The organism is Pseudomonas sp. R4-34-07, assembly GCF_003852375.1.
Taxonomy (GTDB): Bacteria; Pseudomonadota; Gammaproteobacteria; order Pseudomonadales; family Pseudomonadaceae; genus Aquipseudomonas.
This window is the reverse complement of record NZ_CP027760.1, coordinates 3,024,470-3,039,066: the sequence shown is the minus strand read 5'-3', so window position 1 is coordinate 3,039,066 and position 14,597 is coordinate 3,024,470. Positions and strand designations below refer to the sequence as shown.

Genomic DNA, 14,597 nt, shown 5'->3' with positions numbered 1-14,597 from the left:
CCACCGCCATCGGGGGCAAGCCCCCTCCCACATTGGTTCGGCGCATATCGACAGCCTTGGTAAACACAGTGAGAAGGTCTCGGAGCCAACCGGGTCGGGATGCCTGACTCGATCAAACTGTGGGAGGGGGCTTGCTCCCGATGGGGCAGTGTCAGCAAGTGCATGTGTGACTGACCCACCGCCATCAGCGGCAGGTCCATGAGCCCGACAGCCCTGTGGTAGATGCCGGTAAGACTTTTCGCAGCTACAATGCCCGCCTCGACCGTGACAAGCCTGACTAAAAAAACTATGTCCTTGCCCAAGCATCACCTGGAATTGCTCAGCCCTGCCCGCGATGTGGCCATCGCACGCGAGGCTATCCTGCATGGCGCCGACGCCATTTATATCGGCGGGCCGAGCTTCGGCGCCCGTCACAATGCCTGTAACGAGGTGAGCGATATCGCGCAACTGGTGGAATTCGCCCGCCGTTACCACGCTCGCGTCTTCACCACCATCAACACCATCTTGCATGACAACGAACTGGAGCCAGCGCGCAAGCTGATCCACCAGCTCTACGACGCCGGTGTCGATGCGTTGATCGTGCAAGACCTGGGCGTGATGGAGCTGGATATTCCGCCCATCGAGCTGCACGCCAGCACCCAGACCGATATTCGCACCCTGGGCCGCGCCAGGTTCCTCGACCAGGCCGGTTTCTCTCAGTTGGTACTGGCGCGCGAGCTGAACCTGCAAGAGATCCGCGCCATCGCCGACGAGACCGAGGCCGCCATCGAGTTCTTCATCCATGGCGCCTTGTGCGTGGCATTCTCCGGGCAGTGCAATATTTCCCACGCGCAGAACGGCCGCAGCGCCAACCGTGGCGATTGCTCCCAGGCGTGCCGCCTGCCGTATACCTTGAAAGATGATCAGGGCCGCGTCGTCGCCTTTGAAAAGCACCTGCTGTCGATGAAAGACAACAACCAGAGCGCCAACCTGCGCGCACTGGTCGAAGCCGGCGTGCGTTCGTTCAAGATCGAAGGCCGCTACAAGGACATGGGCTATGTGAAGAACATCACCGCCTACTACCGCCAGCGCCTCGACGAAATCCTCGAAGACCGCCCGGACCTGGCCCGCGCTTCCAGCGGGCGTACCGCGCACTTCTTCCTGCCCGACCCGGAAAAAACCTTCCACCGTGGCAGTACCGACTACTTTGTCAGCGACCGCAAGATCGATATCGGCGCCTTCGACACCCCGACCTTCACCGGCCTGCCGGTGGGTGTGGTGGAAAAAGCCGGCAAGCGCGACTTGCAGGTGGTCACCCATGAGCCGCTGTCCAACGGCGACGGCCTCAATGTACTGGTCAAGCGTGAAGTGGTGGGGTTCCGCGCCAACATCGCCGAGCCCAAGGGCGAATTCGAGGAAGACGGCGAGAAGCGCTACCGCTACCGCGTCGAACCGAACGAAATGCCGGCGGGCCTGCACCAACTGCGCCCGAATCACCCGTTGAACCGCAATCTGGACCATAACTGGCAACAGGCGCTGCTCAAGACCTCAGCCGAGCGTCGTATCGGCTTGGCTTGGGTGGCGCGCCTGCGTGAAGAACAGTTGCAAATCACCGCCACCAGCGAAGAAGGCATCAGCGCCAGCGTCACCCTGCCCGGCCCGTTTGGCGTGGCCAACAAGCCGGAACAGGCCCTGGACACGCTGCGCGACCTGCTGGGCCAGCTCGGTACTACCGAGTACCACGCCACCCGCATCGAGCTGGACGCGCCGCACGCGTTCTTCATTCCCAACTCGCAGCTCAAGGCATTGCGCCGTGAAGTGATCGAAGCCCTGACCGTCGCTCGCGTCGCCGCGCACCCGCGCGGTGGACGCAAGGCCGAGACCACGCCGCCGCCGGTGTACCCAGACGCGCACCTGTCGTTCCTGGCCAACGTGTACAACCAGAAGGCCCGCGACTTTTACCACCGTCACGGTGTGAAGCTGATCGATGCCGCCTTCGAGGCCCACGAAGAAACCGGCGAAGTACCGGTGATGATCACCAAGCACTGCCTGCGTTTCTCGTTCAACCTGTGCCCTAAACAGGCCAAGGGTGTGACGGGGGTGAAGACCAAGGTGGCGCCGATGCAGTTGATCCATGGCGATGAGGTGCTGACGCTGAAGTTCGACTGCAAACCATGCGAAATGCACGTGGTCGGCAAGATCAAGGGGCACATCCTCGGATTGCCGCAGCCGGGCAGCGCCGTGGAGCATTTCAACCCGGAAAACATCATCTTCCAGGGCACTCACTGACCCTCTGTAGGAGCGAGCTTGCTCGCGAGAAACCTGAGAACGCCGCATGTTTACCCGATGAGCTGCGTTATCGTTAGCGTTCTTCGCGAGCAAGAACTAGGCGTCCCCCTCGCTCCTACCGAAGCTACGGGGCCACCACCAGCCCCGCTGCAACCCCGCCGCCGCCAGCAGAATCGCCGCCACGCCCAACCATTGCAGCCATCCAAGGCGATGCCCGAAGGCGATCCAGTCGACGAAAATCGCCGCAATCGGGTAGATGAACGACAAGGCGCCGGTCATCGCAGTCGGTAGCTTCTGAATGGCTCCGTACAACAACACATACATCAAACCCGTGTGCACCAGGCCCAGGGTGGCGAGTGCCGCCCAGGCATCAGTCGACGTGGGTAAGCGGTCCCAAGGCACCAGCGGCGCCAGCAATACCGCGCCGGTAGTCACCTGGATCAACGCCATCAAATGCGGCGGCACTTGCTTGAGCTGCTTGATGATCAGCGCTGCAATCGCGTACAACAACGCCGCGCCCAGGGCCAGCGCGATGCCGGTCAAATAGTCCTCGCCAGCCGGTTGTTCACCATGGGCCGTGACGATTGCCAGCATGCCCAGGAACGCCACGCTCAGCCAGGCCATCTTCTGCAGGGTGATTTTCTCACCGAGAAACAGCGCCGCCAGCATCACCAGTAGAAACGGTTGCACGTTGTACACCGCCGTACTGATGGCGATTGACGCACGCGAGTAGGATTCGAACAGCAGCAGCCAGTTGCCGACGATGGCCACACCGCTGAGTACCGCCAGCCCGAACTTGGCCCAACTGAGCAAGTCCAGCTTCAGGTAGCCGAGCCATGCGCACACCAGCAGCAGCGCCAGCGCGCCGATCATGCAGCGCCAGAACACCACTTCGATCACCGACACGCCCGACACCAGCACAAACCAGCCGATGGTGCCGGAGATCAGCATGGCGGCGATCATTTCCCAGGTTCCGCGACGGACAGCTGTATCCATGATTGATGCTCCTCAAGTGAGGTTCAATTATGGCAAGCTGCTCGACAGCCGCTCCAGCGACTAAAAAAGGCCAAAACCTAAAATCACCTTTTCTTATTAGGCGAACACCATGATTGACACCATCGACCAGCAACTGATCGCCGCCTTGATGGATGACTCACGCCTGTCGCTCAAGGCTCTGGCAGGTATCACCGGGCTGTCTTCGCCAAGCGTCGGCGAGCGCTTGCGCCGCCTGGAGGAACGCGGCGTGCTGACCCACTACACCGTCGATATCGATCCCAAGCATTTTGGCTATCTGCTGCAAGCCATCGTGCGCATCCGCCCGCTGCCCGGCAAGTTGCAGGAAGTGGAACGGCAGATTCAGGCAATCCCCGAATTCACCGAATGCGACAAAGTCACCGGCGAAGACTGCTTCATCGCCCGCCTGCATGTGCGCACCATGGACCACCTGGACAGCCTGCTCGACCGGATCAACGGGTATGCCGAAACCAACACTGCCATCGTCAAGAAAACCCCGGTGAAACGGCGCTTGCCGCCGTTGACTGACTGACAGCACGCAGAACACTGATCGTTCCCACGCGGGAGCGTGGGAATGATCCTGTTCAATCCCGGTGGGCTTTGGCTGCCGCAAGCAACCCCTGGAATTTGCCATACCGCGCCGCCAATACCGGCTGCACTTGCTCATCGGGCACATACCGCGCCTTCACCGGCATCCCCGCCGCCAGCAAATCAGCGCCCTCCCCGATGGCCATGAACCCCAATTTCGCCGCGCCGATGCACGCGCTCAGTTCGCTGCCATGCAGGGTAAAAACCTCCCGCTGCAGAATGTTCGCCAGCAGTTGCGCCCAATACTCACTGCGCGCCCCTCCGCCGACGAGCGCGAAGGATTTGACCTCGGCCCCGGTCGACTGCACCGCGCGCCAGGCGTCGAGCAAGCCAAAACCCACGCCTTCCATCACCGCATAGCCGAGCATCGCCGGTGTGCAGTCATGGCCAAGCCCCATAAAGCCGCCGCGCAGCAAGGGGTCGTTATGCGGCGTGCGCTCACCCGCCAGGTACGGCAAAAACAACGGGGTGGGCAGCGGCACCGCGTGCCCGATCGGCAGTTGCGCCTGCACCTGGTCCAACAGCGTTTGTTCATCCGCCATGCCCGTCAGGCGCGTTACCCAGCGCAAGCAACTGGCGCCGGCCAGCATGGCGCCCATGGTGTACCAGCGCTCGGGCAGCGCATGGCAGAAGCTGTGCACCGCACTGGCCGGGTTGCCGGCGGCGTGCGCGGTAATCGCGGCAATCGCCGCGCTGGTGCCCAGGGTGATAAACCCGTCACCGGCATCGATAGCGCCGATCCCGACGGCCGCCACTGGGTTATCGCCGCCCCCACCGGCGATTACCACCTGCGGCGACAAACCCACCCCAGCGGCCGTGACACCAGCGCTTGCGGCACCGCCCTCCACCAGCCTGGGCATTTGCGTAGGCGTCAGGCCGGTGGCGTGCAGCATCGGGGTAAACCACTCGCGTCGCGCCACATCCAGCCACAGGGTGCCGGCGGCGTCCGACATCTCGCTGATCCGCTCCCCGCACAGGCGCAAGCGCAGATAATCCTTGGGCGAGAGCACGCAATCAATCGCCTTGAACACGTCAGGCTCATGCTGTTGCAGCCAGAGTAGTTTCGGTGCGGTCAACCCGGCCATCGGCAAGCTGCCGGTGATCTCGGCATAGCCGGTGCCCAGTTGTTCCGCCTGCTGAACCGCGCGGGAGTCGTCCCACAGGATTGCCGGGTACAACACGCGGTTGTCGGCTCCCAGCAAAACCGCGCCGTGCATCTGCCCGGACAGGCCGATACAGGCCACGCGGGCAAACGCCTCATGGGCGCGCAGTGAGTCCAGTGCCTGCAGGCAGGCCTGCCACCAGTCTTCGGGCGCCTGCTCGGACCAGCCGCCATGGCGGCGCGACACGCTCAAGTGCACGCCCGCGCGGGCCAGCACGCTGCCGTCGAGGTCCATGAGGATGGCTTTGAGTTCGGAGGTGCCAAGGTCAATACCAAGGGAAACAGGACGGTTCATACGGGGTGGGTCCGATCAATCACAGCCACAGGAATTACGCACCTGCAGGCGTGGCGCCAGGCGCACGCTGTGCTTGGGTGCAGTGGGGGTTGCCATGCGTTGCAGCAACAGCTCGACAGCGCGGGCGCCCAGTTGCTGGACCGGCTGGGCGATCAAGGTCAGGCGCGGCACGAAAAAGTCCGCCCATTCGAAATCATCGAAGCCGACCAACGCCATTTGCCCCGGCACCTCGATCTGCGCATCACGCAGGGCGTGCATGGCGCCGAGAGTCATCAGGTTATTGCCGGCCATGATGGCGGTCGGCGGTTCGGCCAGGCTCAGCAACTGCCGGGTGGCCTGGCGGGCCGGCTCGGTGTTGGAGCCGCCGTTGACCAGCAACTGCGGATCGAACGCCAGCCCCGCCGCCTGCAACGCGGCCTGGTAGCCCGCCACCCGCTCATCGGTGGTGCTGAAGCCCGCACGCCCGGCGATAAAGCCGATGCGCCGGTGCCCGTGGGCGATCAGGTGCTCGATCAACGCCTGGGTGGCCTGGCTGTTCTCCACGCCAACCTGGTCGAACTGCTCGCTCATCATGCGATCCACCAGCACCGCAGGCAGCTCATTGGCGCGCAGGTAGTCCAGGGCCAACGAGCCGTTCGACGGCGCCAGCACAATGCCGTCGACCCGCCGGTGATGCAGCGCGGTGACCACGCGTAATTCCTGCTCCGGGTCGTCGTGGGTGTCGACAAACAGCATCATGTAGCCGTGCCGGGCGCACTCGGTTTCAATCGCGTGCACCGTCTCGCTGAAGTAATGGTTGGACAGCGCCGAGATCGCCACGCCAATGGTGTTGGTGGTGGAACGGGCCAGCGCGCGCGCCAGGGTGTTGGGGATATAGCCCAGCTCCCGAATCGCACGCTGTACCGCCTGCACCGTGGCCGGGCTGACCTTGCGGGTGCCGTTCAACACGTGGGACACGGTCGACGGCGACACGCCGGCCCTGCTTGCCACGTCGTCCATGGTGACCACGGCGCGCTCCCCTTGAGTCAATCAGTGCTTGCTCGACCAGCCGCTGTAGCTGCCGACGTTGTCGCGGGTGATGAGTTTGGGCGTGAGCAGGGTCACCGCTTCGGCCGGGGCCTTGTCATTGAGCAGGTCATTGCCGACGTTCACCGCTGTCTGGGCCATGGCCCACGGGTCCTGGCTGGCGGAGGCCTGGATCTGTGTGTCGGTCTTGAGCGCATTCTCGATATCCGGCGCGCCGTCCACCGAGGTAATGATGATGCCGCTGCGCTTGAGCTGCTTGGCCGCCAGGTCGCTGCCGATGGCTTGCGGGTCGTTGATCGCGAACAGGCCGTCGATTTTCGGGAAGCGTGTCAGGTAACCCTGCATCGCGTTCAGGCCGCCTTCGCGCGAGCCCTTGGCGTCCTGGTCGTCGGACAGCACTTTAATGTCCGGCGCGCCGGCCAGGGCGGCCTTGCACCCTTTGACGCGGTCAGTCACCGCGGTGACTTGCGGGCCGTTCTGGATAATCACATTGCCTTTGCCCGACAGCTTGTCCACCAGGTACTGGCAGGCCAGCTTGCCAGCTTCGACGTTGTCGGTCTGCACCGTGGCGTTCACACCCTTGGCGTCCACATCTACCGCCACCACCACAATGCCGGCGTCGCGGGCTTTCTTGATCGCCGAGGCCATGGCGGACGGGTCGACGGCGTTGATCAGGATCAGGTCGACCTTGGATGAGATGAAGTTGTCGATCTGCGAGAACTGCTTGCTCAAATCATAGTCAGCCGACACCGACGTCACCTTGACGTTGGGGTTGAGTGCCTTGGCCTGCGCCGTGGCGCCATCGGCCAGGGTCACGAAATACGGGTTGCCCAACGAGCCCATGCTGATGCCCAGGGCCTTGAGTTCGCGGGCCTGCACGGCCTGGGACATCAGGGCAGCCAAGGCAATGACGGGGAAGATACGTTTGACGTTCATGGCGGTCTCTCTTGTGATTGTTGTAGGAGTGAACTCAGGTTCGGGCGCCGGACTGGCGATAGCGATCCAGCGCCACCGCGCCGATGATCACGATGCCCTTGATGATGTACTGCCAGATATCCGATACCCCCAGCAGCACCAGGCCATTGGTGAGCACCGCGATGATCAGTGCGCCGATCAGCGTGCCGCCGATGGTGCCGACGCCGCCGGTGAAACTGGTGCCGCCGAGGATCACCGCCGCGATCGCATCCAGCTCGTAGGACTGGCCCAATTGCAAGCCATTGGCGGCGAACAGGCGCGACGCGCTCATCACCGCGCCAAGCCCGGCCAGGGCGCCGGACATGGCGTAGACGAACAACAGCACTTTCCACACCTTGATTCCCGACAGCCGCGCGGCTTCCGGGTTGCCGCCCACCGAGTAGATCTGCACGCCCATCACCGTGCGGCGCAGAATGAACCACGACAGCGCTACCACGGCCACGGCGATGACCACCAGCCACGGCACGCCGAGGATCGAGTCGTTGCCGATAAAGGCAAACGGCAAGTCCGGGTTGAATACCGTCTTGTCATCGGCCAGCAAGCGCGCCAGGCCGCGCATGGCGGTCAGCGCGCCGAGGGTGACGATAAACGGCGGCAGGCGCATGAACGCGATCAACCCGCCGTTGACCAGGCCCAGCAACAGCCCGAAGCCGATACCGGCGGCAATCCCGAACATGCCGAACTGCGGCGACATTGATGCCTGCAGGGCGACCACTGCGGACGCCGCGAGAATCGCGCCGACGGACAGGTCGATACCCGCCGTGAGAATCACGAAGGTCATGCCGGCCGCCAGCACCACGTTGACCGAGGCCTGCTGCGTGATGATCGACAGGTTCTGCATCGTCAGGAAGTTTTCGCTGGCCAGGGCAAAGCCCACCAGCAGCAGCACCAGCACCGGCAACATGCCCACCGTGCGCATCAGCTCGCGTACGCGTTCAGCCTTGCCCGTCGTGGTTGTTGCGATATTCGATTCAGCCATTGACCACCACCTGATCGCCACCGGTGGCGAGGTCGATAATACGTTCCTGGGAGATGACGTGACCCGAGGCCCCGCCGACTTCAGCCACCAACTGGCCTTCGCGCATGACCAGCACGCGGTCACAGGTGCCGATGATTTCCGGCAGCTCGCTGGAGATCACCACGATGCCGACACCCGCCTGGGCCAATTGATTGATGATGCGGTAGATCTCGGATTTGGAGCCGATGTCCACGCCACGGGTGGGCTCATCCAGGATCAGCACATGGGGCTTGACCTCCAGCAGCCGCGCCAGCAACACCTTCTGCTGGTTGCCACCGGACAGCGCGCCCACATTGACCTTGCCCGACGCCACGCGGATCGACAGGGCCTTGATCGCGTCGTTGGCGCGCTGTGCGCCATGGCTGCGATCCAGCACACCGCCGGCATGGGCATCCGGCACACAGGCGCACACATTGATGTTGTCGGCCACGCTCATGTCGAGGAACAGGCCCTGGGCCTTGCGGTCCTCGGTGAGGTACACCACGCCGGCGCGGATAGCATCGGCCGGGGTGCGCAATTGGGTGACGTGCTTGCCGACCACTTCGAGGGTGCCGCTGGTGCGTGGGTCGGCGGCGAAGATCAGTCGCGCCAGCTCCGTGCGCCCTGCCCCGACCAGCCCGGCGATGCCCAGCACTTCGCCGGCATGCAGGTCGAAGCTGCACTGGCGCACGCGTTTGCCGTCGGCCATGTCACGCACGCGCATCACCACGTTGCCAGGGTTATAGGCGGCGTGTTCTTTCTTGTAAAAGCCGGAGAGGTCGCGGCCCACCATCATTTTCACCAGCACTTCGGCCGACAACGCATCGCGGCTCAGTTCGCCGATGTACTGGCCGTCGCGCAGCACCGACACCCGGTCCGACAACTCGTAGATCTCCGCCATGCGGTGGCTGATGTAGATGATCGCCAGGCCCTGGCCGCGCAGTTGTTTGATCAGCGCAAACAGGCGGTCGGTCTCGCGGGAGGACAGTGGCGTGGTCGGTTCGTCCATCACCAGGATCCGGGCGTGGGCATGCAGGGCGCGGGCGATTTCCACCAGTTGGCGTTCGGCAATCGACAGGCTGCTGACCGGCGTCGAGGGTTTGAACTCGGCGCCCAGGCGTTGCAACACCTCGATGCAGCCGTCCTGCATGCCCTTGCGGTCGATGGTCCAGCCACGCCGCAGCTCGCGGCCCAGGTAGATGTTCTCGGCCACGCTCAGGTTCGGGCACAGGCTCAATTCCTGATAGATCACAGCGATGCCGAGGGCTTTTGCGGTAGCAGGCGTGAAGGTGGCGACGGGCTGGCCATCGATGCGGATTTCGCCGCCGGGGTCGGCCTGATAGGCGCCGGAGAGGATTTTCATCAGCGTGGATTTGCCGGCACCGTTCTCCCCCATCAAGGCGTGGATTTCGCCGGGGTAGACCTTCAGGCCGACGCTTTTGAGCACGCGCAAACCGTTGAAGGTTTTGCTGATGCCCTGCATCTCAAGCAAGGGTTCAAGGCTCATGGATGAGCTCCTGGATTTATTGTTTTTGTTGTCGAGTGCTGCCGACTCTAGTCCAGATACATTTGCTTACGCAAGCGCTTGCGTGAGCATTTATGTGCCAGGTGAAACGTTTCATCACCGTGTAAATTCGCAAATCGTTGAAATGCCGGCTTTTACGCGTCAAATGGATATCGTCGCCATCAAAACGCCATAATGTCTGCTATTGTCCAAAGACCGCATCTCCTCTTGTTGTCGCGTTCGCGCGATCTTTTGTGAGCATGTGCTACGCCGTCGTGCTCTGCCGGTGGCAAGTCTGAAGTTTACGGAATGCTTGGCAATGGACACCCCTCTACCCGACCCGCCCCAATCACGCGCTGAAAAGATCGTTGAGTTCAAACGCCAGAAAACCTTGCTCAAGACCGGTGCGCTGCAGGATGCGATCTTCAACAGCGCGTATTTCTCCAGCATCGCCACCGACGAAAAAGGCGTGATCCAGATTTTCAACGTCGGCGCCGAACGCATGCTCGGTTACGCCGCTGCCGATGTGCTCAACCGCATCACCCCCGCCGACATCTCCGACCCTGCCGAACTGATCACCCGCGCCGCTGCCCTCAGCCTGGAACTCGACACGCCGATCACACCGGGTTTCGAAGCCCTGGTGTTCAAGGCTTCCCGTGGCATCGAAGACATTTATGAACTGACCTATATCCGCAAGGACGGCAGTCGCCTGTCAGCCATGGTCTCGGTAACCGCCTTGCGCAACCGCCATGACACCATCATCGGCTACCTGCTGATCGGTACCGACAACACCGCACGCAAGCAGGAGGAAGCCGAACGCAAAGGCTTCGAGCGCGCGTTGGAAGAAAAGAACCTGGAGCTGGAGCATGCCAGCCACATGAAGTCCGAGTTCCTTGCGACCATGTCCCACGAGTTGCGCACGCCGCTGAACGCGGTGATCGGCTTTTCCGAGGCGCTCAAGGATGGCCTGGTGGGCGATATGAGCGAAGTGCAGCGCGAATACATCGGCGATATTTTCACCAGCGGGCAGCACTTGCTGTCGCTGATCAACGACATTCTCGACCTGTCCAAGGTCGAGGCCGGGATGATGGACCTGGAGCTGGAGGCCGTGGCGCTCGATGGGTTGCTGGCCAACAGCTTGCTGATCGTGCGGGAAAAGGCCGCGCTGCAGCGCATCGAGTTGAAGCTCGAATGCGCGACGGATTTCGGCGTGCTGGCGCTGGACCTGCGCAAGACCAAGCAGATCATCTACAACCTGCTGGCCAATGCGGTGAAGTTCAGTGAACACGGCGGCCGCGTGACCCTGGCGGTGCGCGAAGTCAGCCGCGACCAGGTCGGCCAGGTACCGGGGGATTGGCCAGCCCACGGCTTCGCCCTGCAACCCAGCGCGCACCAGCGGTTTCTGGAACTGAGCGTGAGCGACGCCGGCATCGGTATCGCCGAAGACGACATGAGCAAGCTGTTCAAGGCTTTCAGCCAGATCGACAGCAGCCTGGCGCGCAAGTTTGAAGGCACCGGCCTGGGGCTGGCGATGGTCAAGCAACTGACCGACCTGCACGGCGGCAGCGTCGCTGTGGCCAGTCGCGTGGGCCTGGGCGCGCGCTTCGTAGTGTGGCTGCCATTGCATCGTGCCCCGGAGGCGTCATGGCCGACATCCTGATCGTCGAAGACAACGAGGCCAACATGCGCCTGGCCCGCTTGCTGCTGATCAACGCCGGGCACACGGTGCTGTGGGCCGCCGATGCCGAAATCGGCTTGACCCTGGCCCGGGAAAAACAACCGGCCCTGATCCTGATGGACATCCAACTGCCGGGCATGGACGGCCTGGCCGCCACATCCCTGCTCAAGCAAGACCCCATCACCGCCCATATCCCGGTGATCGCCCTGACCGCGATGGCGATGAAGGAGGACCGCGAAAAAACCCGCCTGGCCGGTTGCGATGCCTACATCATCAAGCCGCTGCGCTACAAAGAGCTGTACCAGGTGATCGACAGCTTGCTGCAAAAGACTATCAACCCCCTCACATGAGCCCTCTCCATGGCCAGCCAACCCGCCACGCTGTTGATCGTTGACGACGAACCCCAGGTTCGCAAGCTGCTGGAAACCCTGCTGCAGCATGAGGGCTACCAGACCCTGAGCGCCGCCAGCGGTGAAGAAGCCCTGCTGTTGGTGGCGCAACAGCCGCCAGACCTGATCCTGCTGGACATCATGATGCCGGGCATGGACGGCTACGAAGTGGCCAGCCACTTGAAGGGTGATGAAACCACGGCCAGCATCCCGATCATCATGCTCTCGGCCCTGAGCGAGTCCAGCGCCCGCGTCAGTGGCCTGGAAACCGGCGCCGAGGAGTTCCTCAGCAAGCCGGTGGAGCGCGTCGAGTTATGGCTGCGGGTGCGCAACCTGCTGCGGCTCAAGGCCCGTGGCGACCAGTTGAAAAACCATAGCCTGTTGCTCGAACAGCAACTGCAGCGGCAAACCGATCAGACCACCGGCATGAGCGTGCACGACCTGGCGCGCCAGGACCTGGAAAAGGACTTGCGCCTGGCGGTTGAGCAACAGGATTTCACCCTGCACTACCAGCCCAAGATCGAGTTGGCCGGTGGCCAGATATGCGCCCTGGAGGCGTTGCTGCGCTGGGAGCGCCCAGGCTATGGGCCAGTGTCTCCGGCGGTGTTCATTCCCATACTGGAGAGCATGGGCTTGATCGTGATTGTCGGGCGCTGGGTGATCGACAGCGTGTGCCGACAGATCGCGACCTGGCAACGCGGCGTTATCGGCGCTGTGGAGGTGTCGGTGAATGTCTCGGGTCATCAATTGATCGAAGGCGACCTGATTGCCGATATCGCCCACACCCTGGCCAGGACCGGGGTTCAGGCCCATTACCTGGAGGTCGAACTGACCGAAAGCTCGCTGATGGAAAACACCCAGCGCACCATCGCCAGCCTGCAGCGCCTGCGCGCCATGGGCGTGAAAATCTCCATCGATGACTTCGGCACCGGCTATTCAAGCCTGGCGTATCTGCGCCGTTTTCCCATCGACACCTTGAAGATCGATATCGCGTTCATCCGCGAAGTCACCACCAACCCACAGGATGCGGCCATCACCCGCACCATCATCGAACTGGCCCACAGCCTGAACCTGCGGGTGGTGGCCGAAGGCGTGGAAACCCAGGATCAGCTGGCGTTTTTGAAGGAGGCCGGGTGTGACCAGATCCAGGGCTACCTGTTCAGCCGACCGTTGCCGGCTTCCACCCTGGAGCGCCTGCTGCTGGAGCGCCTGGCACCCGCGCGTTGACCGAGGACTCCGGCGCTCTTGATGCTGCGGCTAGCCTGCGTCAAACCACATTGAACCTGTATCCGGCCATGCCTCTCCAACCTGCATAGACCACGGCCGGATGCACGCTTGATGACGTTTATTTTATGGATGGCCGTACTCGGGGCTATTTTGCTGATATTGGCCCTCACCTCCTCCTATCTGCGCTGGATGCCGGTGACCACCTCGGCGGTGTGCCTGTTGCTGGGGGTCGCCATCGGCCCACTGGGTGCGGACCTGCTGCACCTGGACATCAAGGGCTCGGCCCGCTGGATGGAGCACCTGACCGAAGTCGCGGTGCTGTTTTCACTGTTCGTCAGCGGCTTGAAACTGCGCCTGCCCCTCAAGCATCGCACCTGGCGTATCGCCTTCGGCATGGCCGGGCCGGTGATGCTGTTGACCATCCTCGGCGTGTGCCTGGCGTTGCACTATCTGTTGGGGTTGTCATGGGGCGCGTCATTGCTGGTCGGCGCGATGCTCGCCCCGACCGACCCGGTGCTGGCCGGCCTGGTCCAGGTCAACAATGCCCAGGACGATGACCCGTTGCGTTTCGGCTTGTCCGGTGAAGCCGGGCTGAACGATGGCACGGCCTTTCCCTTTGTGATTTTTGCGCTGCTGTTCATGCAGCACGGCGGCTTCGACGGTGACTGGCTGGGTGGCTGGGTACTGAAGAACCTGCTGTGGGCGGTGCCGGCCGGCTTGTTGATTGGCTATTGGATGGGCCGGGGCATCGGGCGTGTGACCTTGCGCATGCGCATCGCCAATGCCGACAGCACCCTGTCGCCCAACGATTACCTGACCCTGGCCCTGATTGCCTTGGCCTACGTGGCGGCGCAAGCCGTGGGTGGCTATGGCTTCCTGGCGGTATTCGCCGCCGGGCTGGGGTTGCGCCAGGCCGAATTCAAATCCAGCGGCAAAGCGCAGACACCGTCCGAGCACCTGGCCCAACCCGTGGTCGGGCATCTGGAAGTGGCGCCGGAAAAAGCCTTGCACGGCGATGTCAGTGCGCTGGAAGACACGCAAATTGCCGCCGGGGTCATGATGGGCGACATGCTCGCGTTCGGCGGGCTGGTGGAGCGTTCGATGGAAGTGTTCCTGGTGACGGTGCTGGGGATCGTGCTTGCCAGTCATTGGGATTGGCGCGCCCTGCCGATAGCGGCGTTGTTGTTCTGCGTGATCCGGCCGCTGAGCGTATTGGCGATGCCCTGGGGGCGCCTGATCGATCTTCGCCAACGCGGCTTGATGGGCTGGTTCGGCATTCGCGGGATCGGCAGTATCTTCTACCTGTTCTATGCCCTCAATCACGGCCTGATCGGCACCAGCAGCGCGGTAGCCGTGGACCTCACGGTATCGGTGATCGCCTTGAGCATTGTCGTGCATGGCCTGAGCACTCAGCCGATGCTGGCGTGGTACGAGCGCCGCAGCCAAGCGATGGGAAAATGAAGAGACGCCGATT

The 14,597-nt window shown here is 62.8% G+C and carries 13 protein-coding genes; 7 read left to right on the top strand and 6 right to left on the bottom strand.

The window, feature by feature from the left end; all coding sequences use genetic code 11:
- The first annotated feature begins 288 nt into the window (after positions 1-288).
- Entirely contained in the window at positions 289-2,268 is a 1,980-nt protein-coding gene (locus tag C4J85_RS13835; protein WP_124409923.1) for a U32 family peptidase, read from the top strand.
- Between the two features lie 96 nt (positions 2,269-2,364).
- Here C4J85_RS13835 and C4J85_RS13830 read toward each other — a convergent pair whose 3' ends face one another.
- Complete coding sequence (locus tag C4J85_RS13830; protein ID WP_124409922.1) at positions 2,365-3,264, bottom strand: DMT family transporter; 900 nt, start codon at positions 3,262-3,264, stop codon at positions 2,365-2,367.
- Between the two features lie 109 nt (positions 3,265-3,373).
- Here C4J85_RS13830 and C4J85_RS13825 point away from each other — a divergent pair, with 109 nt between their 5' ends.
- Positions 3,374-3,814, top strand: a complete 441-nt coding sequence (locus tag C4J85_RS13825; RefSeq protein ID WP_124362860.1) for an Lrp/AsnC family transcriptional regulator — start codon at positions 3,374-3,376, stop codon at positions 3,812-3,814.
- 52 nt (positions 3,815-3,866) lie between these two features.
- Here the strand turns inward: C4J85_RS13825 and xylB are convergent, their stop codons facing one another.
- Genes xylB through C4J85_RS13800 form a run of 5 tightly spaced genes read right to left on the bottom strand, consistent with a single transcriptional unit; the run spans position 3,867 to position 9,832 of the window.
- On the bottom strand, positions 3,867-5,327 hold the full coding sequence (xylB, locus tag C4J85_RS13820) for a xylulokinase (protein ID WP_124409921.1): 1,461 nt from the start codon (positions 5,325-5,327) through the stop codon (positions 3,867-3,869).
- A 15-nt stretch (positions 5,328-5,342) separates the two neighbouring features.
- Complete coding sequence (locus C4J85_RS13815; RefSeq protein WP_124404178.1) at positions 5,343-6,335, bottom strand: LacI family DNA-binding transcriptional regulator; 993 nt, start codon at positions 6,333-6,335, stop codon at positions 5,343-5,345.
- Between the two features lie 21 nt (positions 6,336-6,356).
- The gene (locus C4J85_RS13810) at positions 6,357-7,289 is read right to left on the bottom strand and encodes an ABC transporter substrate-binding protein (protein WP_124367049.1); all 933 of its coding nucleotides are present in this window, start codon (positions 7,287-7,289) and stop codon (positions 6,357-6,359) included.
- Positions 7,290-7,323: 34 nt separating this feature from the next.
- Positions 7,324-8,307: a ribose ABC transporter permease gene (locus C4J85_RS13805; RefSeq protein ID WP_124367048.1), complete on the bottom strand. Its 984-nt coding sequence runs from the start codon at positions 8,305-8,307 to the stop codon at positions 7,324-7,326.
- The gene (locus C4J85_RS13800; protein WP_124367047.1) at positions 8,300-9,832 is read right to left on the bottom strand and encodes a sugar ABC transporter ATP-binding protein; all 1,533 of its coding nucleotides are present in this window, start codon (positions 9,830-9,832) and stop codon (positions 8,300-8,302) included. Before C4J85_RS13800 ends, C4J85_RS13805 begins: the two co-directional genes overlap by 8 nt.
- Here C4J85_RS13800 and C4J85_RS13795 point away from each other — a divergent pair.
- The 5 genes from C4J85_RS13795 to C4J85_RS13775 all read left to right on the top strand — a co-directional run bounded on the left by C4J85_RS13795 (position 9,831) and on the right by C4J85_RS13775 (position 14,584).
- Positions 9,831-10,025, top strand: coding sequence for a hypothetical protein (locus C4J85_RS13795; protein WP_124367046.1), 195 nt, complete (start codon positions 9,831-9,833; stop codon positions 10,023-10,025). The two genes, C4J85_RS13800 and C4J85_RS13795, sit on opposite strands and share 2 nt — an antisense overlap.
- Positions 10,026-10,148: 123 nt before the next feature.
- On the top strand, positions 10,149-11,489 hold the full coding sequence (locus tag C4J85_RS13790) for a HAMP domain-containing sensor histidine kinase (RefSeq protein WP_124409920.1): 1,341 nt from the start codon (positions 10,149-10,151) through the stop codon (positions 11,487-11,489).
- On the top strand, positions 11,474-11,857 hold the full coding sequence (locus C4J85_RS13785) for a response regulator (protein ID WP_124362853.1): 384 nt from the start codon (positions 11,474-11,476) through the stop codon (positions 11,855-11,857). Before C4J85_RS13790 ends, C4J85_RS13785 begins: the two co-directional genes overlap by 16 nt.
- Positions 11,858-11,866: 9 nt before the next feature.
- Positions 11,867-13,123: an EAL domain-containing response regulator gene (locus tag C4J85_RS13780; RefSeq protein WP_124407201.1), complete on the top strand. Its 1,257-nt coding sequence runs from the start codon at positions 11,867-11,869 to the stop codon at positions 13,121-13,123.
- 111 nt (positions 13,124-13,234) lie between these two features.
- Positions 13,235-14,584, top strand: a complete 1,350-nt coding sequence (locus C4J85_RS13775; protein ID WP_124409919.1) for a sodium:proton antiporter — start codon at positions 13,235-13,237, stop codon at positions 14,582-14,584.
- Positions 14,585-14,597: the final 13 nt, after the last annotated feature.

What these genes read in the sequence shown, in the direction of transcription:
- C4J85_RS13835 (WP_124409923.1), top strand. Translation starts at nt 289, where the DNA reads ATGTCCTTGCCCAAGCATCACCTGGAATTGCTCAGCCCTGCCCGCGAT.
- C4J85_RS13830 (WP_124409922.1), bottom strand. Translation starts at nt 3,264, where the DNA reads ATGGATACAGCTGTCCGTCGCGGAACCTGGGAAATGATCGCCGCCATG.
- C4J85_RS13825 (WP_124362860.1), top strand. Translation starts at nt 3,374, where the DNA reads ATGATTGACACCATCGACCAGCAACTGATCGCCGCCTTGATGGATGAC.
- xylB (WP_124409921.1), bottom strand. Translation starts at nt 5,327, where the DNA reads ATGAACCGTCCTGTTTCCCTTGGTATTGACCTTGGCACCTCCGAACTC.
- C4J85_RS13810 (WP_124367049.1), bottom strand. Translation starts at nt 7,289, where the DNA reads ATGAACGTCAAACGTATCTTCCCCGTCATTGCCTTGGCTGCCCTGATG.
- C4J85_RS13805 (WP_124367048.1), bottom strand. Translation starts at nt 8,307, where the DNA reads ATGGCTGAATCGAATATCGCAACAACCACGACGGGCAAGGCTGAACGC.
- C4J85_RS13795 (WP_124367046.1), top strand. Translation starts at nt 9,831, where the DNA reads ATGGATGAGCTCCTGGATTTATTGTTTTTGTTGTCGAGTGCTGCCGAC.
- C4J85_RS13800 (WP_124367047.1), bottom strand. Translation starts at nt 9,832, where the DNA reads ATGAGCCTTGAACCCTTGCTTGAGATGCAGGGCATCAGCAAAACCTTC.
- C4J85_RS13790 (WP_124409920.1), top strand. Translation starts at nt 10,149, where the DNA reads ATGGACACCCCTCTACCCGACCCGCCCCAATCACGCGCTGAAAAGATC.
- C4J85_RS13785 (WP_124362853.1), top strand. Translation starts at nt 11,474, where the DNA reads ATGGCCGACATCCTGATCGTCGAAGACAACGAGGCCAACATGCGCCTG.
- C4J85_RS13780 (WP_124407201.1), top strand. Translation starts at nt 11,867, where the DNA reads ATGGCCAGCCAACCCGCCACGCTGTTGATCGTTGACGACGAACCCCAG.
- C4J85_RS13775 (WP_124409919.1), top strand. Translation starts at nt 13,235, where the DNA reads ATGACGTTTATTTTATGGATGGCCGTACTCGGGGCTATTTTGCTGATA.